A 26,813-nucleotide genomic window follows, 5' to 3' on the forward strand; every position below is an offset into this window, starting at 1 on the left:
CCTTTAGAGTTAGAAGGAGTTGTTACTAACATGAAGAAGAACAGTGCAATATCACCTCAAATTATTAACACAATGGCGATAAGCAATGAACCGTGGGGAATAAAGGACAGTTCTTCAAACTTTATCTACGGTAATTCAGCCACAAAAAAATTTATCCACAATTTTAAAGAGTCATTTGATTATGAAGGGCTTGATGATCATGAGCTGCCTTGGGATGGTGCTGAGTTCGCCAAGGAGTTTATTATCCACGATAAAAATGTCATGGCTAAAGGCGAAAGAGTCTGTTCACTTGAAACCCATGTATTTGGACAAGGGCAAACTCTGTCATCCTATTTTTGTGAAAAATTGCCTCTTTATCATAACAATGGTAATTGTATGGGAATTATGTACCATATGTGGCAAGCCAAGGAGTATTCATTAACCTGCCTATATCAATATTATGATAAATTACCGCCATCCATATTACTCCAACCACCCTCTGATCTTTTTACCCAACGGGAGTGGGATGTTATCTTTCTCTTCTTACAGAAGCAATCTAGAAGACAGATTGGGAAAATATTGAATATCGCCTATCTTGAGGTTGAAGAACATATGGCAAGGATATATCGTAAAATCGGGATTCAATCCAGTCAACAGTTGGCAGAATATTGTCTAGCTAATAATTTTCATCATTACATCCCAGAAAGGTTTTTATTGTCTTAGATTACGTATTATTTCCCAGTTGCTACACACTACCTTTGTTAATTATTTATTGATAAAATATATGGCCCTATGGAAATAAGCTTTTTCAATGGAACATCTCCACTCAATAGTTTAAAAAAGCAATAATTATCTTAAAGGATATTTATGAATAAATCAGGATTAGAAAAAGTCCCTTTTATCACTCGTCAATTTACACATGTATGGGACAGAAGCCCTGAACCGTGGTTCGTAAAAGATAAGGAATCCCGTTTTATTTATGCAAATACTAAGTTCATTAAAGTCATGAAGTTACCGGAACACTTTAATATTATAGGGCACGCCGTTGAAGAATTACCAACACCCGTTAATGGTTTTGCTCATCATTTTAAAGAACATGATCGTAGGGTCTTAGAATGTATGCAACGAGTATGTTCTGTCGGAACTTATCCTCAAGGTAATGGTCGCCCGCCTAAATCCTATTTTTGCGAGAAATACCCATTGATGGGGGAAGATAATCAATGTATCGGCATTATTTGCCATGCCAGAGAAATAGAACACTTTACAGTGTCCCACTATATTCATCAAGGTGACACCCCAATATCTGCCTGTCCCAGACCACCTAATGACTTGCTAAACGAGAAAGAGTGGATGGTTATTTTTCTATTTTGCTGCGGTATGAATAATAATGATACGGCCCTTGAAATGAATGTTTCATGCCACACCGTGGAAAAACATTTTGAAAGTATTTACGAAAAATTATCTGTCAGCTCATTGACAGAGTTACGATCACTTTGCAAAGAAAATGGCTATGACCTCTATATGCCACCAAGGTATTTTCTATCCATAGGCCATTTTATATTATAAATAATTTATTTCGCTATTAACTGTTACTTATCTCATTTATTAATTTTTTTAATAATTAGGAATGCAATTAATGATATCGCCGACTTTTACATTAATTCAGGATCGATAAACCTTGATATCGATCTCCCCATACTCAGAAAATATTGAACATATTTTGGATGACAGACGTTATATACCGCCGATTGCGGCGGATGTTACTGCATCCAGAATAATCCTCTGCCTATTTCTTTAGCCTTTTTATTACCGCAAGGCAACGGCCTGTGCACAGCTTTGGCTCAGGAGCCTTATCACTGTCTCCGCACCACTTCGATTGGGATTTATTCTTATCATCCGTTTTTCTAACAAAGGATCAGACTGACGGAATGTACCGGATAACCGGTAAAACAGCGGCGGAATATCAAATTTTGATTCGGCTCCTACCGGATATGGCAATGCACCAAGCTGATGAGCAACATGAAGTACTTGTTCGGCAATCTCATCATAAAACTCCACCAGCAGTACTTTCGATTGTGCATTAGCGATAAATGCCTGTTTTACTTGCGGAATAATTCCCTGATTAAGCCGTACCACTAATGTTTCACCCACCTGAGCCTGCACCGCATGCATCACCGGGGCAAATACCAATCCACGCAATACTTCTAATGCCTGAAATCCCTGCACCTGACTGCCGCCGGAATACATACTACACCGGATGCGCTCTACTGCCGCTTGTTGGCCTACCACAACACCGACACCTTGCGGGCCAAACAATTTAAAGCTGGAGAAAGCCGATAACGCAGCCCCCCATTCACAACCGATATGTTCCACTTTCATGGCTGCATAGTTATCGTCAACCAGAACCGGTAATGATGCGGCATTCAGCAGTGATATCACCTCTGCCAAATCATAAGCATCATCAATTTTCTGTCGCGTGTGTTGTACCAACCCCGCCACCGGCGAATGTTGCAAAATCGCAGCTCGTATTTGTTCGGATTGATTGAAATCAGCCCGAACTAGGTGCAAACCCATCTGCTCGGCAGTAACCGCTGTCGAAGGATATAACGGCGCATCATGAACCAACAAGCTATCGCCTGCGTTAAGTAATGCCGCCAGCCCACAGCGTATTGCGCCGGTTCCCGCCCCTTGCACTAACACAGCAGCTTCGGCGGAAAAGAAATCTGCGATAACCTGTTCAACACGTTGTGTCACTTGTGGCCGATTCAATCCCGGCACCAGCCCTAAATCTCCAGTGGTGAGAAAATCCGCACCGGGAAAATGGCAACAGATAATATCAACTAAACGAAACTGTTTGTGCTGCGCCTGCTCCATGCTCAGACTGGGTAATGGATATGTGTTCAATATTTGCTCTCCTGCGCCATCTGTTCCCTCACACTATTCTATTTTCCCACACTATTCTATTTTCCCGCACTTCCCCCTCTATTTTTATCATCACAAAATAAAGGGAGAAATCTATACCCTATGGATTTCAAGATGCATCGCGGCGGCAAGGGAGCGAATCCCCGGGAGCATAGCAAACTATGTGACCGGAGTGAGTGCAGCCAACAAAGAGGCAACTTGAAAGATGACGGGTATATTCAATTAACTGATGCCCAACAGATAGATAACGTTAGCTAATACACCAACCACAATCGTTGCAATAGGCCCAATCGCCATTTCAACCAAAGGACGTTTAGCCGTGCGGTTGAGCAAATAAATGCCCGCCACCACCATGAAGCCCATGCCCGGCAAAATGGCATTGGAAGCCATCATTCCCCCCACCAATAGGGCAACTTCCAACATGCGGGTAATAACGGTACGAATATGTTCACCACAAGCTTTGACGCCGGGATATTTATCCAACCAGATAGCAATTCTTGCCAGTAGTTTGATTTCCATGAACATAATCACACTGCCAGCAATGAAAGCAACCCATAGGTTATTTGTCACTAATCCCGCGACAAACACAAATTTCATGCCAACCGGGCTATAAACTCCAGTAGCAATGGCGGTCATACCGACTAACGGCACAAAGCTGATCGCTCTGGCAAGTGCCACCAGCATGGCGTTAGCCCCTTCCCCCTGTGCCATCAGTTGCAGTGATACAGGCCCTTCCGCCAGCAAACTAAGCGACATCGAAGCCGCTACAGCAGTCAATCCCCCACTGAATACCAGCAACCAAATGTTATTTTGAATACGCTGTATCCGCGTGGAAAATAATCCAACCAACATTTCATTCGCCCCCTTGGACGAAGCAGATCCCTCGCCAGCTTTGGGTGCACGCTGTTTCATAGCAAAATAGAACATCACTATCATCGAAATCAGTAGGGCTATCCCGTTAGGGTCCAACTGTACCGGTTTGCTCAGGGCACCACCAAAACTCAATGATCCTACCGCTTTCGTCGCGATATACCCCACCAATGTCGCAATCAGCACCCATATTCCTTTGCCATAGCCATATTGATAGGCCACAACAATCGCAGGAAACAGTGCAAAGCAGGCCACGATAGGATCGCCAACTTTACTCAAGTTACCCATGAAATTAACCGGCAAATGGGCAAAGATATCGACGACAGATCGTAAACCGGTCATCAAGGCAACGGCATACAGCGCCCCTAAGATAGCGGAAAGTATGAAACCTTTTTTACTGTTTGCACACCAGGTTCCAATGACATCGGTTCCCAATAATAAGCTATGCACCAAAATAATCGGAGCGGTCAGCGAGAACGGAATACCAAACCCAATAACCAGACCAAAGCTTAGGGCAAAACTGGTGGCTGCCAAGGTCTTACGATTCATACGCCCTTCCAGATGCTCCGGCATTAAAGGACGTAGCCCATCATGAAATACCGCAATACCACGGTTAGCCATCATGGCAGATATCCCACCGATCACCGCTAACAAACCAGCTTTAAATGGATCAATTTCCATTAAACGGCTGAAAAATTCATATTCCATTTTCCTGCCCTCATAAAGAAAAAATAGCCTTGATAATCACCGGAATAACTGCGTCCATATCCTGACCAGTAAAACCAAATGCGGTTTTCCCCACGTTGACATGGGCAATAATTTCTTCATCAGGCAGGATCTTGCCTGGCATACTGATGGTGACGCATTTATCAATACCAACAATCGCAATTGCCATTGCTAAAGCACCCCCACCCGTATTACAGGCACCAAAATAGTAATCCGCATCACCATTCTTAAGCGCCATAGCGGCATCTATATCGGCCATTACGGTAATGGATGAGGCTTCATCCCCGGCCAGACGACGTAAAGTTTCAGCAATTTTTTCTTTCTCAATTTGTCCTCCAATAACAAATCTCATATGTTTTTCCTTTATTTGAAAAATAATGTTGGGTTATCACGTAACATCAAATCAATATCGGTTTGCGTTAATCCAGCCTGATTTAGCATCGGCACAAAGGTGGTGATTAAATAGGCAAAGCCATTGCCACCATTGGCTTTTAAGTGAGAACGACGGGTAATATCCATCGATAACATGACGCGGTTAAGCAAGCCACGCTGGGCCAGGGTCTGTAACATGGTGATCCGCTTTTCATCCGGGTAATAATCGTTTTTGCCAATCGTGTCGAACTGGATATAGGCTCCCTGTTCAATGATGCGCAATATGTTGTCCAGATTATCTTTAAGATCACAGTGACCAATAACTACACGTTCAGCATCTACACCGTACTTTTTCAGTAACGCCAGTTGTTCAAGGCCCATCGTGCTTAATGTCGTATGCGTCGAAATAGGACGCCCCGTTTCCAGATGAGCTATAGCCGCAGCATGAAATACTTTCTCTTCATCCGGCGTAATTATCCCCTTGCTGGAACCAATTTCCCCAATCACTCCGGCTTTCAGCGTTGTATCGTCGATACCCTGCTCAATCTCAGCGATCATTTCATCCGCCAGTTGTCGAGCTGTGGTATGTGCTACATGCTCAGGGAAAAAGGCAGATTGGTAATAGCCAGTTGAAACTATTACATTAATGCCGGAGTCCCGCATCAGATCCAGCATAAACTGTGGGTTACGTCCCATGTAACGATTGGTCATCTCCACAATATTGTGTACACCCAAGCTGACCAGTGTTTTCATCTCTTCACAAATCAGGTCGTATTGATCCAGTCGGCAGTCAATGTTGTTTTTAAATGATGATAAATCGAGATGCAGGTGTTCATGCGCATAGGTATAGCCCGATGCGTCAATTCTGTTTTGCTGAGTCATAAGTAAGATGGTCCGAAGGTAAAGAGGATGGAGGTACATCTATTCACGGGTCATTTTCTCCATTAATCGAAATAGGCCCCCCTTGGCTGTCATAAAGCCCTTCCAATACCGGATGACCTGACTGGATACCGCTAACCAACGCTACATCACTGCGAGTCGCAAATATCTGAGTGCGAAAGCACAACATAACAGCACAACCGACCGGAAATTCACCGCTCAGGGGGAAATGGTAATCAATACTGGTATCATCCATCGGTAACAAGTGAGTGGCGGTAATCTGGCCGTCTGGCAGGAGTACCAGCGCGTTATACGCCTGCCCACGACGGTAATAACCGCCCCCATAGCAGTAGCTGTTACCGTTAAATCGGTGGGATATTTCTGTCAGGTAGAGCATAGCAATGCGTTCTGGCTGCTCCCCACGATAATTGGCAAGGATTGTTCCTGTTAGCGCATGCCCAGGCTCGGTATGGGTAACACCATACTTTGCCAGTAACGGCAGCGTGCTACAGCTTGACGCCGACGGCGCATTTATCTGCGTCACCTCAACCCCTGCCTGTCGCAAAATGTCTTTTGCTTTCAGTAAAGTAAATAAGTTTGGTGCCGGCAGTGTCTGCTGCTGGACGTCTTGCCACAACAGGCAAGGAAAATGTGTCAACCCTGTCAGTTTTACACCGGGCATCGCCATAATACGCTGAACGATGGTGTTCAATTCCGACAAATGAAAACCTGCTTCCTGACCAGGATATAAATGGTCATGATCATCATAGATTTTCAGCATAATGCGTTGCACATTTCCCTCACGCTGCGCCAGACTGGAAATTTCCTCCGCTTTTTCTAAAGAAAATACTGTGATCACTTCCGGATGTTGCTGCATCACTGAGGAGACCATATTGCGAGGGATCTGTACCAAATGGCCTACATGAGTCACCGGGATCTTCCTGTTCATCAAGATCCTGGCTTCTTTAAAATCCACCGCGGTGACGCCCTGATAACCCAGTTCTATCAGTTTACGCGCCAACCAAGCGTTACGCCCAACCTGTTTGGTCATCAGGTAGAGTGCAATACCATGATGCTCCGCTACCGCAAGCAATCGTCTGGCATTGTCTAAAACCTGGTCAACGTCAATAACATAAGTATCTGGCAGTAAGGCTCCTCGCGCCCATAACATCTGGGCCGCCTCAATCAATGCCGGATTTTGTTTGTTCAGCGCATGCATAAACATGCTGTACCTCCTGTACTTCTTCGGCGATCAATGCCACTACAAGACTTAGATGTTAAATCATCATTTTTTTGAATATTTGATGGAAAAAAAATTCCCCTCATCTCTGTGATGGTTTAGCACTGCTCCTTCGCCGCCCAAAGGCTAAGCAAATTTGCCAGCAGGTATCCCTCCTCACAGGGATGTAATTGCACGTCAAAATGTGCCAACAACGAAGCGTTAACCGCTTGCAAATGAGAAAAAACTCTCGATTGACGTACTTCCATCAGCAGTTCAATATCCATTGAACTGATTTGTTCTCCCCGGCGTGAGCGCATCAACGCATTAGCCATATGTGTTATTACTATTTCCCCTAGTGCATTTCTGACAGGGATTTTCCAATCATTTTCAAGCTGCGCCACAACCTGTAACATGCCATCATAGATATCCTGATCTATGACATTTCCCTGGCAGAGTAGATTCAGTCGATTCTCCATTTCGTGAACCTCCTCTATCCATGCCAAATTAATAACTTGGGTCCTGCTGGCCTGACAGTACACGTTGTTGGTGAGCCAACAACTCTGTTTTATTCACCATTGTACGTAAAAGTTGTTGAATCAAAATGTCATCAGCTCTGGTTAAAACCACCGCTTCAGATGCCTGGATAAAACATGCACTTCCACGAAGCGGTACTGCAATAAGTTCCCTGGAACTGAGTTCAGTTTCTCTGCTAACGTTCCAGATCACCGCGTCAATGTCACCTTTCGCTACCTTATACAGGCTCTCGTGGTAAGAGATATCCACCAACGTGATATCCAGCCCTGCAAAGTACACTTCGGTCATGATCTTCTGGTCGGCGGAACGCTGATCCAGCCCAACACGACGGATATTATGTTCACCTCCTTTGCGATAAATCAGTTGGTGTGCGCCAACATAGGTATGTGGCCCCAATTCGAGTACCGCGCGAACATCTCCCTGTTCCAGATAAGTTTGCGCCGCCAAATGAGATACCACCGCCAAGTCATAAATACCATCACGTAAGCACTCTACCCTGGCATCTGAACCTCTCATGTGGGCGAAGTAAAACGGAATGCCTTCAAATTGCGCTTTCAGGCCGCTCGCTAATCCCTCATACAATCGGGTATAAGGCAACGGCATTGCGCAAACCACATTACTAATATCAGCATGGGCTAACAGCGCTTTGTGATCCACACTGACTAAATAGCTGCCATTGCGCCCCCGCCGTTCCACGTAAACCGCGCCAGAACTCTCCAATTTCTTTAATGCAAACTGAACTAGCCCAACAGATAACCCATAATCAGATGACAGCTCTTCAATCGTCTTCAACCGACTACCACAATGCTCACCTAGCAGATAACGTGCCAAACACGCCTGAGCAACCCCCTCTTTTTTCAACAGCCCTCGACTCATAATAATTCTTCATTTTTTTGAATGTATTTATATCTAATTTAAGCAGGCAAATAACAATCGGAAAATGGCAAAAATGTGAATAAGGTCACGAATAAATAGATAATTTCCTGTAATTTCAATGAGTTTAGTTTGATAACTAATAATTTCTGTTTTTATGCTTTAGTCATGGTCGTTTCTGGACGCTTAAGTAATGCATAAATAAATCCTGCCAACAGGGTACCGGCAATAATCGATATCAAATAACCCACTATTGGTGTGATAGCGCCAGGGATCAACAGCACAAACAGGCCACCGTGCGGTGCCATTAACTGTGCACTCACTGCCATAGAGATCGCTCCCGTCACCGCACCGCCAGCGATACAACATGGGAGTACTCGCATCGGATCGCGGACAGCGAAAGGAATAGCGCCTTCGGAAATAAAACATAGGCCCAACACCAATGCAGCTTTACCACTTTCCCGCTGAACGTTATCAAACTTCTGCCGGGCAATCAGGGTCGCCACTCCCATTGCCAACGGTGGAACCATCCCCGCAGCCATAATGGCAGCCATTGGCGCATAGGTTTGCGAGCTAAGCAAACCGACACCAAACGCATAGGCAGCTTTGTTTATCGCTCCCCCCATATCAGCGCACATCATCCCACCCAAAATGGCCCCTAGCAGCAGCGCGTTGGTTGTCCCCATATTAGAAAGCCAGTGCGTTAGCCCCGCCATGATACCGGCGACTGGTTTACCAATAACGTAGATCATAATCAGGCCAGTGATCAGGCTGGCAAATAGCGGAATGATCAAAATCGGTTTCAACGCTGCCATACTTTGCGGCAATTTAACTTTGGTACTCAGTAATTTCGCTATATAACCGGCGAGAAACCCCGCAATAATGCCGCCAATGAATCCCGCGTTCGTGCTGGTTGCCAACATGCCGCCAATTAAACCCGGTGTCAGACCTGGACGATCAGCGATCGAGAAAGCAATGTAACCTGCCAGTACAGGGACCATCAGCGCAAAAGCTGAACCACCCCCAATTTGCATCAGCGCGGCTGCTAATGTACCCGGCTCTTTAAATGCAGTGATGCCAAAAGCAAATGACAGCGCGATACACAGACCTCCCGCCACTACCATCGGTAACATATAAGAAACGCCGGTCAACAGGTGACGATAGATGCCGCTATTCTCTTCTCCTTGTCCACTTTTAGTACTATTTTTTTGCGTACTATTCTGCCCTGTCGGCTGGAAAGGTTTAGCTTCGATCAGCGCTTTATCAAATTCTTGCGCCGTTTTCTTCAACGCTAGCCCGGTGGAGGTACGGTACATAGGTTTTCCTGCAAATTTCGCCAGATCTACGTCAATATCTGCAACGATCAGCACCAGATCCGCTTCTGCCACCTCTTCCGGTGTAATAACATTGCCCGCCCCTACCGAACCGCGAGTTTCCACCTTTACCCACCAACCGCGCTTTTTGGCTTCGATTTCGATAGCTTCAGCGGCCATAAAGGTATGTGCCACACCAGTAGGACAAGCAGTAACCGCGACAATGCGTTTTGTATCACAATTGATGTCAGTTGCTGGTATCTGATACGGCTTCGCGTCAGTTTTTGCCCGCTGAAAGAAATTTTCCGGCGCATGCAACGCCTGTTCCGTGTCACCGAGATAAACAAGTTTACCGTTCAGTGCGTTATCGGCGGGGATGCGACTGCCGGTCACGACGACCAAATCGGCTTCCGCTGGATCTTCTGTTAGTATCAATCCGTTTTCCACCGCAGCGGCACTGAGGACTGTTTTCACCAGATAACTCCCGGCGAGTCCGAGTGAAGGATCAACGATAAGCAGCATTTTCATCATGCTTCTCCTGCTATTAGCTAAATTAGGGTTGTAGATCGACGCGCGCCATTATCACAGTCAATTGGAGGTTTCTATTTACGCGGCTCCTCCCCCAAACCGGAAACAATCGCTTCACCAATGGCAGTTATCGCCTGCTGCGCATCATCACCATTAGCAGTAACATGCAGCCGATGCCCTTTTTTAGCACCCAATGACATGATTTTCATCAGACTACGGCCGTTTACCGGTTGACCGGCACCATCAAGATTGATGATGGTAATTTCACTGGAAAATTGCCGGATAACATTAACCAGCACAGCGCCAGGACGAGTATGTAAGCCATGTTCGTTGCATAGGACAAATTCCCCATTGGATATCGCGCTCTGCGCCTGTACGCCGCTGGTCAGTAATGCCAGCACTGTCGGCGCATCAGCTTTCAGCAAACATTCCGCTTTTTGTGCTAATAACAGGTTACTTAAGTGATGCAATACATTTAGCGGCTGGTCGTCGGCAACTGCAACGGTCAACAACATCACTACTGGTTCGTTGTCCTGCGTGAACAATCGGCTCACTGCCACAGCGCTGGTTAAATTACCGTCGGGGCTATCGCTTAGCCAGATGCCCTGCCCAAGATCCAACGGCTTACTGTTGATCACTTTGCTGACAAAGGTCGTATCCACAGCCCCCACTTGCTGTAACCGGCCAGCATTCAATGCCTGTAGTGTCATCAGATCGCGGGCGTTAACATCTAGCGTAATCAGGCTGGTATCGAATTTAAACTCAGGTTGCTGAATTTCTCCCATTAGCAAGCTATGCAGTGCCTGTGCTGATTCAATTGTTCTTAGCTGCCTGGCAATACGATCATCGCTCAATAGGTGTGTTAACTGACGCAGTAATGCCAAATGCTCATCGGAACGTGCAGCGATACCAATAACCACGTAACACATCGCTCCCTGATCCCATTCAACACCTTGTGAGAAATGAAATACCTGTACATCAGTTTTCATGACCAGCTCACGGGTATCTAGCGTGCCATGTGGAATGGCGATACCGTTGCCAAGGTAGGTGGAGATTTGCTTTTCACGTTGTAACATGCCGTCAACATAGGCATCACCGACGTTACCATTCGCGGCTAACATGGCCGCCACTTGGCGAATAGCATCCTCTTTACTGGTCGCACTTGCACCAGTATGGATATTTTGCAGAGACAACTGGAACATAATTTTCTCCCTATTACCAAAAATAGAAGCGTTTCAGTTTACGCAGAGAAAAAAGCATTAAGTCCAATAAAAAGAAAAAGAGATAAAAAACTGAAACGTTTCAACGAGTGTGGAACATGACTAATTTTCATTCAATACTTATGTGAAATAAAATCGCAATTTTTTGAGATTACTCACATTTTTCTTGCCTCGTTTTTTGCCTACCTCCGGTTTAAGAGATTTGGCAAATCGATAACTCATTTATGCTGATGAGAATGTCGATGTTGAGGGTTATGTACTTCACTTTTTTAACCGGCAAATGGTCGATGTCTAGAAGCTGCCTTATCGGATGAATACTGTCTCAGCAACGCCTGTGGTTTATGATATGCCGTTTCGTGAACGTTATACGTGGGTAGAGTTTATTGACTCAAAAACAGGGGAAAATAAACAGAGATGGTCTTTATGTATGCGCCTTAACAGGCGCATACATCAGAATCGCTTATTCAGTTGAACAAGCATTTTCCTGTGGGACATAATCAAAGTGTAATTCTCGTTGCCGATTCCTTTTTACACCCCAAACACCGTGGAAACGCTCCGCATTACTGGCGGTATATCGCACAGTATGGCGAATATTACTGTGCCCAAGATAATCTTGTATCAACCGAGTATCTATCCCTCTATCCGCAAGCGCAAAACCACAGGCATGGCGCAACATGTGCGGATGCGAATCTATGGAAATCTTAGCCAATCGTCCAAATTGGTTAATAAGTTGATAAACACGCTGGCGAGTCAGTGGGTTTCCGGTACGTGACAGAAACAACCAATCACTTTCTGCCCCTCGGAAGGTTTTACGGACTTTTAGCCACTCTTTGATCGCCTGGATTTCATAACCCAAAAGAGGATGAATAGTAGAAAATCCGCCTTTTAAACGCCGGATATACAAACTGCCATCATCCAAATCCAGATCAGATAACCGTAGATATCTGGCTTCACTAACACGTAAGCCATGAACAAAGCTCATGTATACCAGACAATAGTCGCGCGCCCCATTAGGACTCTTTTTCGCCACTTCCAGTATTCTTTCCACTTCGTATTGCGTTAGATGTCTTCGTTGACCCATTATGGTCTATCCCAAATATTCTTTATTTTAACGCATGTAACACACTGCGTTATCTGTAACTGATTGAGACCCAGAACCAACCCTAAATCCCCCATAGTAAATAAACCTGCGCCGGAATGACGGCAGATGATTGTATGAAACCTCTGTTTCTGTACTTGATCTATGTTCAAGCTGCGTAACGGATAGATATTCAATGTCTGTTCTCCGGTAATCCCCCCTATTCTTACCATCACTAGGTTAAAAGAAAAATAGTGATTCAATTAACCGATTCCTACCAAATAAGGCTTTTCGGCTAGAATTACCAACAAAAATCACTGCAATAAGTTCAATAACCATTTTAACAAAAGGACGTGTCAGTCGATTAATTTCTGGTTCAAATCACTAAGGAAGGATGTTGAGATGTTGATGCAGCGATGTTTGTCGGCTTCCGATAAACATTCAATCTCTCTACCTTGCCGGAAAAAACCCGGCAGGCAGCAAATTCAACAGACTGGTAACACCAATAGACGATCCTCTATGCAGAATGATCTGGTATATCAGCCAGATACAACATTCAGCTTTTCAAATCATCACCAGATTTCAGCCATGTCACCACCGTGATACTCTTTACTCTACCTAAACTCCGAACATTATGACTCATTATTGCCCTCTTCTGCTAATCCTTTACAACAAAAATTGGTTTGCGAATGTACTCACATGTTTAAAAGTTACATGTTACTTTTTTAGTTATTTGTTATTTAAAACAATCAGATAAGTGTCATTTTATCTTCCTATGCTGTTATTCTTAATCTGTATCTTTAGTTTTATGTAATCAAATAATATCCATAGCAAGGAACAGAAGTTTAATGAAAAGGATCATTAATGCATTGCAAGACCTTGGCAAATCTTTGTATGGCCCGGTGTTAATTCTCCCTATCGTCGGGCTATTTATTGCTTTTGGCAATGTATTGGGAAACGGCAACCTTGCAGAATATCTTCCATTTTTAAACCATTGGTTAATTCAGCAATCTGGGAAATTGATCTCACAATCTGCTGTTTCAATATTGAGCAATCTGGCGTTGATTTTTGCTGTTGGAATCCCTATCGGGCTGGCAAAACGCAATAAAGGTTATGCCGCACTGATCGGTCTGGTTACTTTCGTCATTTTTATCAACGCCATGCACGTTACTTTAGCATTACAGGGAAAATTAGCGCCAGAAACGCAAATGCGCAACGTTGGTCAAGGTATGGTGCTAGGTGTGCAAGTTCTAGAGATGGGCGCTTTTGCCGGAATATTGATCGGTGCATTGGCTGGTTATTGCTATAACCGTTATTCGTCAAAACAGTTTAATGGTGTGATGGCAATTTATTCCGGGCACTGTTTTGTCGCCATTCTGATGATCCCTCTGGCCGTTATATCGGGTTACTTAATGAATGATATTTGGCCCTATGCACAACGGGGCATCAGCGCCCTTGCTCACGGTATTCACGAGTCAGGGCCATTTGGCGTCGCCATATACGGCTTTCTGGAGCGCATTCTGATCCCCTTAGGCTTACATCATCTGGTTTATACGCCCTTTTTGTACACCGAATTAGGGGGCATTGCAGAGGTATGCGGCACTGTCCATCAAGGAGCACGTAATATCTATTTCGCTGAAATGGCCTGCCCGACGGTACATCAACTCAGTAACAGTGTGGTCTGGGATGCACGCGGGATCAGTAAGATGTTTGGCCTGACTGCCGCAGCACTGGCAATGTATGTGACTGCCCGCCCTGAAAAGAAAAGGACGGCAAAAGCGGTTCTCATCCCTGCCGCTACGACCACTCTTTTGTTAGGCGTGACCGAGCCACTTGAATTTTCTTTCCTGTTTGTTGCGCCGCTATTATTTGGCGTTCATGCCGTGTTAACCGGTTTAGGTTTTATGCTGTTCTATCTACTCGGCGTACATGCTATCGGCGCTAATGGCATAATCGACTTCATACTGTACAACTTACCGCTCGGCACCGAAAAATCTAACTGGCCAATGTATATCGCCGTAGGGCTAATCATGTCAGTGATTTATTTCTTCACATTCCGTTTCCTTATTTTACATTACGACCTGAAAACCCCTGGACGAGAGAGTGACGATCAGGAAACACGTCTCTATAGCAAGAAACAGTATCAAGTTGCCGATGATGACCAACCAGGACGACAAATCATCTGTGGGTTAGGTGGTACAGCGAATATTGTCGTTATCGACAACTGCTATACCCGACTGCGTATAACGGTACATGACACCACACTCATTGACGAAAACAAACTTAAATCGACCGGCGCAAAAGGTGTCATCTGTCAGGGAAATAACGTTCAGGTAATTTACGGTCTGCACGTTAAAAAGATACGTGAAGCCGTAGAAGAAGCACTTTAACAGGAGAATAAATATGGCTAACGCCCCTTTCATTTTAACTATCGCCGGCGGCGGTAGTACCTATACGCCAGGTATCGTAAAAAGCCTGATGGTACGGCTAAACGACTTCCCATTAGCGGAAATTCGTTTGTACGACATCGATACTCACCGGCAAGACACTATTGCGCCGGTAGTGGAAAAAGTGATACGTGAGCATAGCCAGACGATTCGCTTTGTCGTAACAAGCGAGGCAAAAACAGCCTTTAGCGGTACCCATTTTGTTTTTGCCCAAATACGTGTTGGTCAGTACAAAATGCGAGAACAGGATGAAAAGATCCCCTTACGCCACGGCGTAATTGGTCAGGAAACCTGTGGTCTTGGCGGATTGGCTTACGGCCTACGCACTATCATGCCAATGGTGAAATTGATCGATTTGGTAGAGCGCTACGCAGACAACGCTTGGATCGTAAATTACTCTAACCCCGCCTCTATCGTTGCTGAAGGAATACGCCGCTTACGCCCACAAGCCAGAGTACTCAATATTTGTGATATGCCAGTGGCCGCTATGCGCAACATGGCAGCGATTTTAGGTGTGGATCGCCATGATATTACCGTCGATTACTTTGGTTTGAATCATTTCGGCTGGTTTACCAAAGTATGGGTGAACGGAAAAGATCATTTGCCTGAATTGCGTCGTCATATCGCTCAGTATGGCCTACTGACTGCGGATGCAGCACAGACAGATCCGCAACATGCGGACCCGTCATGGGTTAAAACCTGGCGTAATATCAAGCCGATCATGGACCATTTTCCTGATTATGTGCCGAATCCCTATTTGCAGTACTATCTGATGCCAAACCACATTGTTGAGCACCAAAATCCTGACTATACCCGCGCCAATGAAGTGATGGATGGTCGCGAAAAGAAGTTGTTTAAAGCAGCGGCTGAGTTTAAACGCACAGGCATTTTACCTGACGCTTTCCATGTCGGGGTACACGGCGCTTTTATTGTTGATGTAGCATGTTCACTGGCTTTTGATTTGCGTCAGCGCCATCTGGTGATTACCGAGAACAGAGGCGCTATCGCTAACTTACCTTATGATGCAATGGTGGAAATACCCGCTTACATTACCGCTCAAGGTCCTGAGCCGGTAAGTATAGGGAACGTCCCCCTGTTTCATCAGGCGCTGCTAGCGCAACAACTGGCTTCAGAACAGTTGTTAGTGGAAGCGGCATTAGAAGGTAGCTATGAGAAAGTGCTGCAAGCCTTCACTCTGAATCGTACCGTCCCTACTATGCAACAAGCTAAAGCGATTCTGGATGAAATGATCGAAGCTAACCAAGGTTATTGGCCTACACTTAACCAAGCTTGGCACCACGGTGAAGCAATTTAACCTATATTTGACCTATAATCTGCCTTTCTTGCAGAGAAAAAAAGATTTTTATGCGAGCCGGCTCACTGTCCGGCAATCACTATCTTGAGGAGATTAAGAAAATTCACCACAATTGGATTACCGAACAAATAGCAGAGATGTTTGATAAGCCTCTCTATTGCCTTTAACTGGCCGGCAAAATCAATATTTAAGTTATTGATGCTATAAATTAAAAACACTACACCCTATGGATTTCAAGATGCATCGCGACGGCAAGGGAGTGAATCCCCAGGAGCATAGCGAACTATGTGACCGGGGTGAGCGAGTGCAGCCAACAAAGAAGCAACTTGAAGGATAACGGGTATATACCTTATAGATTTCAAGATGCATCGCGGCGGCAAGGGAGCGAATCCCCGGGAGCATAGATAACTATGTGACCGGGGTGAGCGAGTGCAGCCAACAAAGAGGCAACTTGAAAGATGACGGGTATATATGGATATGGCAGTTTATCTGCCTGTTATCACTGGATAAATAATGGATAATCGGTTAGCACCTCTATTACAGCGCACCGAAAGAATAACTCGCGCGGAATACCGCGTGTTATCCCATTTGACCGCACATCCATTGCTGATTGGGCAGATTACGGTACGTGAACTGGCAAAGGCCACGTTCATCTCTCCCGCCACTATTATGCGTTTATGCCAGAAATTAGGGTTCAGTGGTTATAGTGAATTTATTTGGTACTGCAAACAATTGCTATCCAGCGGAGCGTCTATTTTCGGGAATACTCAGCCCCACCATGATGAGATAATTCCTGATACATTTGAACACTTTGTTACTAATTACCGTAAAACTTTTGCTTTAGTCACACCAGAGAAAATGTCTTGTTTTAGTACTCTGCTACGTGAAAAAGAGAGCTTTTTTCTCTATGGAGCTGGTTTTTCCAAACTATTTGTCAATTATTTGACACAGAAATTGCAAGTGCTAGGGAAAACGGCTTTTAGATCCGGCCCAGGAGATAGCCGTAAGATCTTCCTAAGTAATGCAATGAAATATGAAGTTTTTATTGCTATCTCTCGCAGCGGTCAGACAGAACAGGTGTTGGATAAAGTACGCATTGCTCATAATATTGGCATGACAGTCATCGCATTCACCCGCTCATCTGCTAATCCATTGGCTTCACTGGCTGATGTGCACTTTGCACTGTATGACGAGGCAATTTATTTCGATGCGGAAATCAACGAAATCACTTCATTCGAGTCTAATCTGATCATGCTCATCGATTTATTATTATTACAGGCAACGTCTTAATTCACTGAACACAAACCATACAATATAATCTCGACAGCCAAGAAAAATAAGGACAGAGAAAGAGATGTTAACTATTAAATCAAATCGGTATAAGACCGACTTAAATAATTTTGGCACTAAATAATAATGGTGTTTATATTTTCTCACATAAAGGTATTTTTACATAAAATAATAAACTATTTGATTAACAGATTTAGGTAAAAATCGATAAATTTTATTTTTATACGAATTAATTATTGCAATCTGTTATATAATCAGGTTATTTTAGATGAAATCAGTAGAAAAACTCTTCAGATAATGATTTAAACACTCATTAAGGAGTTGTCATGTTAAATATAAAAAACAAACAAAATAATATCACTCCGCAATTAGTTTACCTATGGAAAAAAAACTATAATCTTTGGGAAACTAAACATTGCCAGTCAAAATCTATCTATGCCAATCCGCTATTTTGCCAACAACTCAACTTATCTAAAAACTCTAATATTACCGAACTTTCAGCAAGTGAATTACCTACACCTATTACAGAAGATAAGGATTCACAGCACTGTATTGGTACTCTCTTTCATGTAAATAAAGCAAAAGTTTTTTCTCTAATCTGTCGGTTTTATGGAAAATTACTAGCATCCGTTATGTGCCAAGCACCATTTGAACTTTTTACTCAAGTTAAGCATGCTATCATTTTCCTGTTCTTACAAAAATATATTAGCCAGAAACTAGAGGAATATCGTTGTCTCAATAACTTTGAGCTCAACACACCAGAGAAATCTTTGCAACAGTTTTCCTAAATCAAAATATTACATGAATATGACTAGAAAAAACTCGATTCCTTCGCTACAAATAATCAACACCCTGGAAGTAAGCAATGAACCGTGGGGAATAAAAGATAAATCTTCCTGCTTTCTCTATGGTAATGATGCATTGATTGAACTCCAAAATATAAATGCCAACTATGATTATGAAGGTAAATACGATAGTGACATTCCCTGGCAGGGCAATAAATTTGCCAAAAATTTTATTACACACGATTTACATGTCATAAAAAATAAAGAAAGTATTTTATCATTACAGACACATGTATTTGGCCGTGATAAAGTTTTATCATCTTATTTACAGGAAAAATTTCCATTCTATGATGATAAAGGTGAATGCATCGGTATTCTTTTCCATGCCTGGAAAGTTCAGGATAATTCACCGACTCAGCTATTTCACAATAAACTACCTGCTTCTATTATATTTCAATCGCCAACCCATCTTCTTACTGAACAGGAATGGGAAATTGTCTTTCTTTTTCTGCAAAAATATAGTAGGGCGCAAATCTGTCAATTACTCAAAATTTCAGATAAAACCATAGAGGAATATATAAGAAAGATTTATAATAATTTGAAAGTTAACTCAGACTCACAACTGGAGGAATATTGCCGACTAAATAGTTTTGATCTCTATGCGCCAAAAAGGTTCTTATTGTCTTACTTATAAATATCGTCTATTTATTCAAATTTTTTATAAGGTAATAATGTTATAAAGGTCAAATATGAGTCAATCAGGATGTAAAAAAGTCCCTTTTATTACTCCTCAATTAACTAATATGTGGGATAAAAGCTCAGAACCGTGGTTTGTAAAAGATAAGGAGTTCCGCTTTATTTATGCAAATAAAATGTTTATTAAGGCTAATAAATTACCTGAAAATTTTGATATTATTGGGTATACCGATAAAGAGTTACCCTCACCCGTTAACCAGTTTGCTCATCTTTTTGAGGAGCATGATCATAAGGTATTGCAGGATATGCAACGAATATCATCTCTTAGCACTTTCCCTCATACCAAAAATGAGCAAGCTACATCCTATTTCTGTGATAAATATCCATTAATGGATGAAAATAAACAGTGTATTGGCATAATTTCTCATGCCAGAGAAATACACAATTTTACCGTATCTCATTATATGGAGAACAATATTCCTATATCAATCCGATTTCAACAACCTAACAATCTATTAAAAGAGAAAGAATGGATAATCATTTTTTTATTCTGCCGTGGCGTTAGCAATAAATATATCGCTGATGAAATGAAAATTTCATATCGCACTGTGGAAAAATATTTCGAAAGTATCTATGAGAAACTATCAGTTAACTCAGCAATTGAACTAAGAATACTTTGCAAAGAGAATAATTATGATCTTTATATTCCCCCTCAATACCTTCAATCCATAGGCCATATTTTACTATAAACAATCGATTTCATTACTACATATTTCTCTCTGCTCTGTTTAATTAACCTGAATTTTGCTTAAATTTCCCTAAGTTATATATGGATAACAATTTGACAAATTAAAATAAAGGGCTAAAAACGTGACTAAATAATCATTTTTTTGAAAATTTACTTTCTTATTTCTGTTGAAGACTTTATATAAAAAACGATGAAACCAAGAGATTTTTATGAGCATTGACCGATGCCTTACCACAGTCAAATGGTTTACATCAACATTTTGGCAAGAGACAGGGTGTTTATAACCCCCTGTTTCAATGCCAAATCCACAATCAACGAACAATAATACCTAACAGAATGCCCAATGCGCCAAAATCAGCATCACTGAATGTCGTGTTGGCAATACCAATATCCCCCAAGACGGGTAACAGGAACACGGGTAAAAAGGTAATCAAAAAGCCCTGAGCAAAAGCCCCGAGAATAGCGCCTCTACGCCCCCCTGTCGCATTACCAAAAACCCCAGCCGCTGCACCAACAAAGAAATGTGGCACAACACCTGGAATAATGACCGTCATACCGAGTGCATACAGTATAAACATACCGACAACACCAGCGACAAAACTACTCAAGAACCCTACCAATACTGCATTAGGAGCGTAAGGGAAGACAACCGGGCAATCCAACGCGGGTTTGGCATTTGGTACCAGTTTGTCAGAAATTCCTTTAAACGCGGGAACGATTTCTGCAATGACCATTCTCACACCTTGCAGAATAATATATACACCAGCGGCAAAGGTAATAGATTGCATTAGCGAGAACATAAATCCATTTTTCCCACCACTGACTTCTCTCACAAAATCACCACCAGCGAATAAACAACTGATCATGAAAATAATCGCCATCGTAAAAGAGATGGCAACCGGTGTATCACGTAGAAACAACAAACTTTTCGGAACATTCATTTCTTCTGTCGAGTGCGCTTTATTTCCTAGTTTGCTGCCAATAAAACCAGATAGAACATAGGAAAGAGTGGAAAAATGCCCAATGCCAACATCGTCAGAACCTGTTATTTTTTTCATATATGGATGAGCAATCGCCGGGAAAAAAACCATAGCAACGCCAACAACCACAGAACCAATAGCCACGAGCATCATGCCTTTGATCCCTGCTGTCGCCAGAATCACCGCAACCATCATGGACATAAATAATGTGTGATGCCCGGTCAGAAAGATAAATTTCCACGGGGTAAAACGTGCAATCAAAATATTAATCACCATAGCAAAGAACATGATCATTGCCATTTCTTTACCAAAACTTTTTTGCGCAATCGAAACAATCGCTTCGTTGTTTGGCATTACCCCCTGAATACCAAAAGCGTGTTGGAAAATCTCAGCAAAATCTCCCAGTGAAGAGACGACTAATCCAGCCCCCGCACCGAGGATTAAAAACCCCATAATGGTTTTTATAGTGCCTTTGATACATTCAGTCACCGGTTTCTTTTGCAAGATCAAACCAATCAGCGCGATAAGACCAACCAAAATCGCAGGTTCTGATAGGACACTCATCAGAAAATGGAAAAATTCCATGACGTCCTCCCGGTTACAAAGCACCAAGTTCTGCTAATGCCACGGACAGATGTACTTTCATTGCCGATTTATCCACCATATTATCCAGCGAAACAATTTTGCCATCGACTGCTTGAACAACTAGTTGTTCCGCAATATCTTTAGTACCAACAAAAATGTCGCTTTGAGTTGCTTTTGCTGACCCCAGATCGACGTGATCAACACTGGCATCAATTCCCATCTCTTTCAGAATATTTTTAATGCTCATTTCCATCATCAAACTGGTACCTAACCCATGTCCGCAAACGACGGTGATTTTCATACTGTTTCCCCATAGCAAAAAATAGCGCCTTAATACTGGTTAATCACGGCAAGAATCTCTTCTTTACTTTTGGCACTCATCAGCAACGCAACATCCTGTTGATTATCAAACAACTCAGCAAGCTGAGCGATCACTTCAATATGACTATGGCTGTCAGTTGCAGCTAAGACAATCAACAATTTGATCGGATCATTTTCTTCAGACCCAAACTCCACTCCTTTACTAATCACAGCCAACGCTAAAGCTAATTTATTGACCCCATCTTCCGGTCTGGCATGTGGCATAGCAATTCCTGGACCGACAACATAATAGGGACCAATTGCCTCATGCGAACGATAAATAGCATCAATATAACGAGAAGAAACAGCGCCATTTTCCACCAAAGGCTGACAAGCAACCGCGATTGCTTCGCACCAACTTTCAATATCCGGGATCACTTGGATCACATCTTGAGTAAGTAACGCCTTTAGCATCAATTTCCCCTGATTAAAATCTCACGCCTCTCTACCATCCGTCCTCTGTTTTCCGACTTCTGTTTTCTGTTTTCTGTCTTCTGTCTTCTGTCTTCTGTCTTCTGTCTTCTGCTTTCTGTCCTCTGCCAGTGATATTAATCACAAATGATAGCGCTATCTATGATCATAACTCATTATTGTGATAGCGCTATCATTTGTTATCTGATTAATTCACCAAAAAGCGAAAGTACATTCATGGTTTTTTCCCACCACTTGCCTGAGATCAGGTAGAATCCCATCGTCAAATTCATAGCCGTTAATTAAAAAAACAGAAAAATATTTTGATGAGAAAGACACGAAAACGCCGTAATACAGGGCGAGTAACATTACAAGATGTTGCTAAGTATGCCGGTGTCGGTTCAATGACAGTTTCACGCGCATTGAGAACACCAGAAATGGTATCGGATAAATTACGAGAAAAAATTGAACAAGCCATACAGGAATTGGGATATATCCCAAATGGCGCTGCCGGTGTACTTGCTTCAGGCCAAAGTAATATTATCGCGGTACTTGTGCCCTCACTGACAGATAAAGCCAGTGCTACATTTATACAGTCACTGCAACAGGTGCTGAATAAAAATGCCTTTCAAGTTTTACTTGGATGTCATGAATATGACCATAATAAAGAAGCCGAAATTATCATGACACTACTGCAAAGCAATGCAGCAGCACTAGTAATTTTCAGCTCACCATTGGCAGATAAAACCTATAGCAATATTTCTCATATCAATATTCCCATTATTAATGTTGCAGGTTCTCATCAACAGCAAACGGCAATTAATATAGCAACCGATTTTTCCGCGGCCGCCTATACGTTGACTGAACATATGTTAAATAATGGTCGCAAGCATATCGGTTATATTGGTGCCCAAATGGACAGCCGTTTACGCAATCAGCAAATTAATGGCTGGCATAAAGCCATGTTGCATCACTATCAGAATGCTGACCAAAATATCACTACCTCGGATACTGCTAGCATGCAATTTGGTCGCCAGGCGATTACTGAGATGTTATTACGTCAACCTGAACTGGAAGGTGTGATTTGCAGTCATGAAGTGATTGCCTTAGGTGTCATATTTGAATGTCAGCGGCGTCTACTTAAAATACCCGCTGATTTGGCTATTGCTTGTCTGGAAGGTTCAGATAACTGTGACCACACGCAACCAACACTAACATCAATTCGCATTGATTATCCCCAAATAGGCCGAGATACCGGAAAGTTGCTGATAAAACTGCTCAATCAACAAGGTGAAGATGAAGCAAAATATCAAAACAACCAATATCACCTATTTCCGTATAAGTTCGAGCCTAGACAAAGTGCTTAACAAAATGACAACGCCATGATGAAACATCCATTGTGATTAAAACCTGTAATCGTGGTAACTATTTTACCTGCTGGCTGAGATCATGTGGCGTGAAAGGAAAACCCGCGCAATCCTCAACTTTATTTACTATGTCAGCCACCGTTGTTTCAGCCAAAGCAGTTTCTAGCACACAGGTAACACGCGAGAATTCATCTTCTAACACTGGGGTGATATTGTGCCCAATATAACACTTGGGATTAGGTTTAGAACGATGCAACGTAAAATACAGAGGATCTTCAACTGCGCGATAAATATCTAATAATGAGATTTGCTTCGACGGCCGGGCGAGTAACGCCCCCCCGCCCTGCCCCATTTGCGAATAAGTCAGACCAGCCTCCGCAAGGGCACCTAAAAGTCGGCGAACAACAGTCGGGTTAGTATTCACACTTTTTGCAATATCCTCAGAACGCACGGCTTGTCCGTGGTGAAGCGCGATATCGGTGAGAATATGAATAGCAACAGCAAAACGGGTAGATGTTGGCACTGGAAAATCCTGTATACCTTAAGGATGTTATGGAAGAATAGCAAAATATGCACAAAAAGGCCGCATAGTATGTCACTAATTTCGTCACATAACAAGAAATGAAATTCAGAATGTTAACTTGTCTGATTAACATTCCTGCTCCTTCCGTTTTGCCGCCGTATGCTATTGTTCGGCTCAGTTAATATTACAAGCATGGCAACCGATGCTACCTAATGGAATAATCTGCATGAGCACGCTCAATTTGAAGTGTATCGGCGGTTTGTTGTAATTTAACTAACCGTCCATCCCGCACTGTCCATATATGAACGAAACGAGCAATGAATCGTTTGCCACGCTTCACCCGCCCCAAATAATTACCCAGAACAATAACATGATCATCTGATTCAAAATATTCAGAACTGTCCGCAACAAAATCATCAACATCATTTAAAAATGGCACAAAGAAATTATTTAATATATCTTCGATTCCTTCATAAATCCCACCATATCGGGAGCCTTCGGTAACATCCCAAATAACATCACTCGCCATGATTTGGCGAAGAACATCAATATCACCCATAGAGTCATAAAAACGGCGAACAATAGATACATTTAATGAATCTGACATTATCATTCTCCTTCAAATTATCCTGCAATGAAATATGACCGGTTCTTATAAAATGAACCGGCCGGATATCTTGGGACGTTCAACCAAAAAGCACCATTAGAACTTTAAATTAACATCCCCGGAAAACAATTCGAACATCTTTCATGTTAGGCTATCCATTGCGGGTAAGATATCCCCTTACCTAGGTAAGCACTGGATAATCAGTATAGCCTATAGCACCAGGAACCATAAAAGTTTCCGGTTGTTGTTCATTAAATGGGGCTTTAACCAAAAACCGATGGGGTAAGTCTGGATTGGCGATGAATAATTGACCAAAAGCCACTGCGTCAGCCCTGCCGTCAACAAGAACTTGCTCGGCACTTTCTTTAGTAAGTTCCTCATTCGCAATATAGGTTGACCCAAAAGCCTCTTTTATCACCTTACTTAAGTCACCATCAACCACAGCATCACGTGAGAAGATAAAAGCAATCCTACGTTTACCAAGTTCACGTGCTACATATCCAAACGTCGCCACAGGATTGGAATCCGCCATAGAGTAATAACCTCCGCGTGGGGATAAATGCATGCCAACACGTGATGATCCCCAAACTGAAATACAAGCGTCTGTCACTTCCAGCAGCAACCTAGCCCGATTTTCGACTGAACCTCCGTATTGATCTGTGCGCAGGTTAGCATTATCTTGCAAGAATTGATCGAGCAAATATCCATTGGCACCATGTATTTCTACTCCATCAAACCCGGCCGTTTTCGCATTTTCCGCTCCACGCCTGAATGCTTCGACAATGCCGGGAATTTCTTCAGACTCAAGCGCCCGTGGAACCACAAAAGGACGTTTTGGACGTAATAAGCTAACATGACCATCAGCCGCAATTGCACTTGGTGCCACCGGTCGTTCTCCATTAAGGAAAACAGGGTCCGATATCCGCCCTACATGCCAAAGCTGTATAAAAATACGCCCACCGGCAGCATGCACAGCATCCGTGACCAACCGCCAACCAGCAACTTGTTCATCTGACCAAATACCCGGCGTATTCTCGTAACCAACTCCCTGCGGAGTTACTGAGGTCGCTTCGCTGATAATCAAACCAGCAGAAGCACGCTGAGCATAATATTCCGCCATCAACGCATTAGGGACACGCCCTTCTCCTTCTGCACGGTTACGTGTCAGAGGAGCCATAATGATGCGATTTGGCAAGTCGAGATCACCAATGCGAATTGGGTCAAAAAGTGTAGGCATATCTTTTCTCTCATATAGATTAATAAATGCACTTCGTTGCAAATCATCAATAGGTGCATAGCCAGGTCATACCAGAAACAAACAGCGTTAATTAGGGAGTGTGAACTATTCCTCTTGATTCTGTTCCCGAGCCTTTAGTAGCAAGCTGCTTCTCTGACATGAATCAATGTAACTTACACAGTTACATAAAGCAACAGGACAAAAACGTCAGATGCTAGAATATCTGCAAGATGATAATGTTGTGACACAATAATGACTTTGTTTGAGAATGATATAGGCCAGTTGTCGCCTTTGATTTGAGTGAGTAGGGATCTGGCATAAAAAAGGCTACGCAATACGCAGCCTTGAAACGCTCTAATAGATAGAGCCCCTATCCAATGAGTTTTAAATCCGTTTTTCTGTGCCGCTTTTGTTCCTGATAAAAATTTTCATGAGAGCCAAAGTTCAACAGGTATAACTCTATTTTCCCTTCAACCCAACAATAACCAAGCAATGTTAACTGGTTATTTAACTGAAATTTATGAACTCGAAGGAAACTTAAATCACCTTTCTTCTGCTCACCGATTTCAGGGTTATTAATTATTTTATCAATCTCATCTTCTACTATCGTAAGAAGATCCTCAGATAATCTGGATAATGCCTTAGAAAAACGTCTTGTTTCATAAACATCAATCTTTGGATCTTTTTGTCCTTCTGACATAATGCGACACCTTACCGCTGTTGACTTCGCTTTTTGCCAGTAAAGAATCAAGGATAAAAGAGTACGGCAAATCAGGGTTATCCTCCGCAATGCGGCCAATCTTAGCCCAATGCTCGATTTGCTTAGGTACACTTCTGCTTGAAGCTTCTGCATGAATTTTTACATCATTCACGAAATCATCATCCAAACGTATACTGATAGCCATAGCTTAGTTTGCCCCTCTGGGATTTTGTACTACATGCGACA

General features: G+C 42.9%; 28 protein-coding genes. 10 read left to right on the top strand and 18 right to left on the bottom strand.

Annotation, left to right across the window (positions count from 1 at the left end; genetic code table 11):
* Window positions 1-30: 30 nt before the first annotated feature.
* Entirely contained in the window at window positions 31-702 is a 672-nt protein-coding gene (locus EAE91_RS10535; RefSeq protein WP_214088460.1) for a helix-turn-helix transcriptional regulator, read from the top strand.
* Between the two features lie 144 nt (window positions 703-846).
* On the top strand, window positions 847-1,545 hold the full coding sequence (locus EAE91_RS10540; RefSeq protein ID WP_214088461.1) for a helix-turn-helix transcriptional regulator: 699 nt from the start codon (window positions 847-849) through the stop codon (window positions 1,543-1,545).
* A gap of 240 nt (window positions 1,546-1,785) precedes the next feature.
* On the opposite strand, the gene EAE91_RS10545 is transcribed toward EAE91_RS10540, so the two are convergent.
* The 10 genes from EAE91_RS10545 to EAE91_RS10590 all read right to left on the bottom strand — a co-directional run bounded on the left by EAE91_RS10545 (window position 1,786) and on the right by EAE91_RS10590 (window position 12,519).
* On the bottom strand, window positions 1,786-2,883 hold the full coding sequence (locus tag EAE91_RS10545) for an aminotransferase class V-fold PLP-dependent enzyme (protein WP_214088462.1): 1,098 nt from the start codon (window positions 2,881-2,883) through the stop codon (window positions 1,786-1,788).
* Window positions 2,884-3,123: 240 nt separating this feature from the next.
* A complete protein-coding gene (locus EAE91_RS10550; protein WP_214088463.1) occupies window positions 3,124-4,479 on the bottom strand; it encodes a YhfT family protein in 1,356 nt (451 codons plus the stop codon).
* Between the two features lie 10 nt (window positions 4,480-4,489).
* Window positions 4,490-4,849, bottom strand: a complete 360-nt coding sequence (locus EAE91_RS10555; protein ID WP_214088464.1) for a DUF2620 domain-containing protein — start codon at window positions 4,847-4,849, stop codon at window positions 4,490-4,492.
* An 11-nt stretch (window positions 4,850-4,860) separates the two neighbouring features.
* Window positions 4,861-5,751, bottom strand: a complete 891-nt coding sequence (locus tag EAE91_RS10560) for a phosphotriesterase-related protein (protein WP_214088465.1) — start codon at window positions 5,749-5,751, stop codon at window positions 4,861-4,863.
* Between the two features lie 43 nt (window positions 5,752-5,794).
* A complete protein-coding gene (locus EAE91_RS10565; RefSeq protein WP_214088466.1) occupies window positions 5,795-6,973 on the bottom strand; it encodes a YhfX family PLP-dependent enzyme in 1,179 nt (392 codons plus the stop codon).
* Between the two features lie 113 nt (window positions 6,974-7,086).
* A complete protein-coding gene (locus tag EAE91_RS10570) occupies window positions 7,087-7,446 on the bottom strand; it encodes a PRD domain-containing protein (protein WP_214088467.1) in 360 nt (119 codons plus the stop codon).
* A 28-nt stretch (window positions 7,447-7,474) separates the two neighbouring features.
* On the bottom strand, window positions 7,475-8,380 hold the full coding sequence (gene yhfZ, locus EAE91_RS10575) for a GntR family transcriptional regulator YhfZ (protein ID WP_214088468.1): 906 nt from the start codon (window positions 8,378-8,380) through the stop codon (window positions 7,475-7,477).
* Between the two features lie 152 nt (window positions 8,381-8,532).
* Entirely contained in the window at window positions 8,533-10,218 is a 1,686-nt protein-coding gene (fruA, locus tag EAE91_RS10580) for a PTS fructose transporter subunit IIBC (RefSeq protein ID WP_214088505.1), read from the bottom strand.
* A 74-nt stretch (window positions 10,219-10,292) separates the two neighbouring features.
* Complete coding sequence (gene fruB, locus EAE91_RS10585) at window positions 10,293-11,420, bottom strand: fused PTS fructose transporter subunit IIA/HPr protein (RefSeq protein ID WP_214088469.1); 1,128 nt, start codon at window positions 11,418-11,420, stop codon at window positions 10,293-10,295.
* A 478-nt stretch (window positions 11,421-11,898) separates the two neighbouring features.
* A complete protein-coding gene (locus EAE91_RS10590; RefSeq protein ID WP_214088470.1) occupies window positions 11,899-12,519 on the bottom strand; it encodes a tyrosine-type DNA invertase in 621 nt (206 codons plus the stop codon).
* Window positions 12,520-12,918: 399 nt separating this feature from the next.
* On the opposite strand from EAE91_RS10590, the gene EAE91_RS10595 reads away from it, so the two are divergent.
* The 7 genes from EAE91_RS10595 to EAE91_RS10625 all read left to right on the top strand — a co-directional run bounded on the left by EAE91_RS10595 (window position 12,919) and on the right by EAE91_RS10625 (window position 19,798).
* The gene (locus EAE91_RS10595) at window positions 12,919-13,119 is read left to right on the top strand and encodes a hypothetical protein (protein WP_214088471.1); all 201 of its coding nucleotides are present in this window, start codon (window positions 12,919-12,921) and stop codon (window positions 13,117-13,119) included.
* A 245-nt stretch (window positions 13,120-13,364) separates the two neighbouring features.
* A complete protein-coding gene (locus EAE91_RS10600; protein WP_214088472.1) occupies window positions 13,365-14,906 on the top strand; it encodes a PTS transporter subunit EIIC in 1,542 nt (513 codons plus the stop codon).
* Window positions 14,907-14,919: 13 nt separating this feature from the next.
* A complete protein-coding gene (locus EAE91_RS10605; RefSeq protein WP_214088473.1) occupies window positions 14,920-16,278 on the top strand; it encodes a 6-phospho-alpha-glucosidase in 1,359 nt (452 codons plus the stop codon).
* Between the two features lie 513 nt (window positions 16,279-16,791).
* Complete coding sequence (locus EAE91_RS10610; RefSeq protein ID WP_214088474.1) at window positions 16,792-17,568, top strand: MurR/RpiR family transcriptional regulator; 777 nt, start codon at window positions 16,792-16,794, stop codon at window positions 17,566-17,568.
* 326 nt (window positions 17,569-17,894) lie between these two features.
* Window positions 17,895-18,356, top strand: a complete 462-nt coding sequence (locus tag EAE91_RS10615) for a hypothetical protein (RefSeq protein WP_214088475.1) — start codon at window positions 17,895-17,897, stop codon at window positions 18,354-18,356.
* 13 nt (window positions 18,357-18,369) lie between these two features.
* Entirely contained in the window at window positions 18,370-19,047 is a 678-nt protein-coding gene (locus tag EAE91_RS10620; protein WP_244868780.1) for a helix-turn-helix transcriptional regulator, read from the top strand.
* Window positions 19,048-19,102: 55 nt separating this feature from the next.
* Window positions 19,103-19,798 (top strand): helix-turn-helix transcriptional regulator, encoded by a 696-nt coding sequence (locus EAE91_RS10625; RefSeq protein ID WP_214088476.1) that lies wholly within the window; start codon window positions 19,103-19,105, stop codon window positions 19,796-19,798.
* A gap of 310 nt (window positions 19,799-20,108) precedes the next feature.
* On the opposite strand, the gene EAE91_RS10630 is transcribed toward EAE91_RS10625, so the two are convergent.
* The 3 genes from EAE91_RS10630 to EAE91_RS10640 are packed head-to-tail and all read right to left on the bottom strand — an operon-like array spanning window position 20,109 to window position 22,136.
* Window positions 20,109-21,362, bottom strand: coding sequence for a PTS ascorbate transporter subunit IIC (locus EAE91_RS10630; protein WP_214088477.1), 1,254 nt, complete (start codon window positions 21,360-21,362; stop codon window positions 20,109-20,111).
* Between the two features lie 13 nt (window positions 21,363-21,375).
* Entirely contained in the window at window positions 21,376-21,663 is a 288-nt protein-coding gene (locus tag EAE91_RS10635) for a PTS sugar transporter subunit IIB (RefSeq protein ID WP_214088478.1), read from the bottom strand.
* Between the two features lie 29 nt (window positions 21,664-21,692).
* A complete protein-coding gene (locus EAE91_RS10640; RefSeq protein ID WP_214088479.1) occupies window positions 21,693-22,136 on the bottom strand; it encodes a PTS sugar transporter subunit IIA in 444 nt (147 codons plus the stop codon).
* A gap of 323 nt (window positions 22,137-22,459) precedes the next feature.
* Here EAE91_RS10640 and EAE91_RS10645 point away from each other — a divergent pair, with 323 nt between their 5' ends.
* Complete coding sequence (locus EAE91_RS10645; protein ID WP_214088480.1) at window positions 22,460-23,500, top strand: LacI family DNA-binding transcriptional regulator; 1,041 nt, start codon at window positions 22,460-22,462, stop codon at window positions 23,498-23,500.
* A gap of 58 nt (window positions 23,501-23,558) precedes the next feature.
* Here EAE91_RS10645 and EAE91_RS10650 read toward each other — a convergent pair whose 3' ends face one another.
* From EAE91_RS10650 to EAE91_RS10670, 5 genes are all read right to left on the bottom strand, one after another.
* A complete protein-coding gene (locus tag EAE91_RS10650) occupies window positions 23,559-24,023 on the bottom strand; it encodes an Rrf2 family transcriptional regulator (protein WP_110090544.1) in 465 nt (154 codons plus the stop codon).
* 205 nt (window positions 24,024-24,228) lie between these two features.
* A complete protein-coding gene (locus EAE91_RS10655; protein WP_214088481.1) occupies window positions 24,229-24,630 on the bottom strand; it encodes a nuclear transport factor 2 family protein in 402 nt (133 codons plus the stop codon).
* A gap of 181 nt (window positions 24,631-24,811) precedes the next feature.
* The gene (locus EAE91_RS10660; RefSeq protein WP_214088482.1) at window positions 24,812-25,867 is read right to left on the bottom strand and encodes an alkene reductase; all 1,056 of its coding nucleotides are present in this window, start codon (window positions 25,865-25,867) and stop codon (window positions 24,812-24,814) included.
* Window positions 25,868-26,237: 370 nt separating this feature from the next.
* Entirely contained in the window at window positions 26,238-26,567 is a 330-nt protein-coding gene (locus EAE91_RS10665; RefSeq protein ID WP_214088483.1) for a type II toxin-antitoxin system RelE/ParE family toxin, read from the bottom strand.
* Entirely contained in the window at window positions 26,536-26,772 is a 237-nt protein-coding gene (locus EAE91_RS10670) for a ParD-like family protein (protein WP_214088484.1), read from the bottom strand. The genes EAE91_RS10665 and EAE91_RS10670 overlap by 32 nt, the downstream gene beginning before the upstream one ends.
* Window positions 26,773-26,813: the final 41 nt, after the last annotated feature.

This window comes from Photorhabdus noenieputensis (genome assembly GCF_018448935.1).
Classification (GTDB): Bacteria; Pseudomonadota; Gammaproteobacteria; order Enterobacterales; family Enterobacteriaceae; genus Photorhabdus; species Photorhabdus noenieputensis.

Excerpts from the sequence above, each read along its gene's own strand:
- EAE91_RS10535 (WP_214088460.1), top strand. The coding sequence starts at position 31 with ATGAAGAAGAACAGTGCAATATCACCTCAAATTATTAACACAATGGCG.
- EAE91_RS10540 (WP_214088461.1), top strand. The coding sequence starts at position 847 with ATGAATAAATCAGGATTAGAAAAAGTCCCTTTTATCACTCGTCAATTT.
- EAE91_RS10550 (WP_214088463.1), bottom strand. The coding sequence starts at position 4,479 with ATGGAATATGAATTTTTCAGCCGTTTAATGGAAATTGATCCATTTAAA.
- EAE91_RS10555 (WP_214088464.1), bottom strand. The coding sequence starts at position 4,849 with ATGAGATTTGTTATTGGAGGACAAATTGAGAAAGAAAAAATTGCTGAA.
- EAE91_RS10560 (WP_214088465.1), bottom strand. The coding sequence starts at position 5,751 with ATGACTCAGCAAAACAGAATTGACGCATCGGGCTATACCTATGCGCAT.
- EAE91_RS10565 (WP_214088466.1), bottom strand. The coding sequence starts at position 6,973 with ATGTTTATGCATGCGCTGAACAAACAAAATCCGGCATTGATTGAGGCG.
- EAE91_RS10570 (WP_214088467.1), bottom strand. The coding sequence starts at position 7,446 with ATGGAGAATCGACTGAATCTACTCTGCCAGGGAAATGTCATAGATCAG.
- yhfZ (WP_214088468.1), bottom strand. The coding sequence starts at position 8,380 with ATGAGTCGAGGGCTGTTGAAAAAAGAGGGGGTTGCTCAGGCGTGTTTG.
- fruA (WP_214088505.1), bottom strand. The coding sequence starts at position 10,218 with ATGAAAATGCTGCTTATCGTTGATCCTTCACTCGGACTCGCCGGGAGT.
- fruB (WP_214088469.1), bottom strand. The coding sequence starts at position 11,420 with ATGTTCCAGTTGTCTCTGCAAAATATCCATACTGGTGCAAGTGCGACC.
- EAE91_RS10590 (WP_214088470.1), bottom strand. The coding sequence starts at position 12,519 with ATGGGTCAACGAAGACATCTAACGCAATACGAAGTGGAAAGAATACTG.
- EAE91_RS10595 (WP_214088471.1), top strand. The coding sequence starts at position 12,919 with ATGTTGATGCAGCGATGTTTGTCGGCTTCCGATAAACATTCAATCTCT.
- EAE91_RS10600 (WP_214088472.1), top strand. The coding sequence starts at position 13,365 with ATGAAAAGGATCATTAATGCATTGCAAGACCTTGGCAAATCTTTGTAT.
- EAE91_RS10605 (WP_214088473.1), top strand. The coding sequence starts at position 14,920 with ATGGCTAACGCCCCTTTCATTTTAACTATCGCCGGCGGCGGTAGTACC.
- EAE91_RS10610 (WP_214088474.1), top strand. The coding sequence starts at position 16,792 with ATGGATAATCGGTTAGCACCTCTATTACAGCGCACCGAAAGAATAACT.
- EAE91_RS10615 (WP_214088475.1), top strand. The coding sequence starts at position 17,895 with ATGTTAAATATAAAAAACAAACAAAATAATATCACTCCGCAATTAGTT.
- EAE91_RS10620 (WP_244868780.1), top strand. The coding sequence starts at position 18,370 with ATGAATATGACTAGAAAAAACTCGATTCCTTCGCTACAAATAATCAAC.
- EAE91_RS10625 (WP_214088476.1), top strand. The coding sequence starts at position 19,103 with ATGAGTCAATCAGGATGTAAAAAAGTCCCTTTTATTACTCCTCAATTA.
- EAE91_RS10630 (WP_214088477.1), bottom strand. The coding sequence starts at position 21,362 with ATGGAATTTTTCCATTTTCTGATGAGTGTCCTATCAGAACCTGCGATT.
- EAE91_RS10635 (WP_214088478.1), bottom strand. The coding sequence starts at position 21,663 with ATGAAAATCACCGTCGTTTGCGGACATGGGTTAGGTACCAGTTTGATG.
- EAE91_RS10640 (WP_214088479.1), bottom strand. The coding sequence starts at position 22,136 with ATGCTAAAGGCGTTACTTACTCAAGATGTGATCCAAGTGATCCCGGAT.
- EAE91_RS10645 (WP_214088480.1), top strand. The coding sequence starts at position 22,460 with ATGAGAAAGACACGAAAACGCCGTAATACAGGGCGAGTAACATTACAA.
- EAE91_RS10655 (WP_214088481.1), bottom strand. The coding sequence starts at position 24,630 with ATGTCAGATTCATTAAATGTATCTATTGTTCGCCGTTTTTATGACTCT.
- EAE91_RS10660 (WP_214088482.1), bottom strand. The coding sequence starts at position 25,867 with ATGCCTACACTTTTTGACCCAATTCGCATTGGTGATCTCGACTTGCCA.
- EAE91_RS10665 (WP_214088483.1), bottom strand. The coding sequence starts at position 26,567 with ATGTCAGAAGGACAAAAAGATCCAAAGATTGATGTTTATGAAACAAGA.
- EAE91_RS10670 (WP_214088484.1), bottom strand. The coding sequence starts at position 26,772 with ATGGCTATCAGTATACGTTTGGATGATGATTTCGTGAATGATGTAAAA.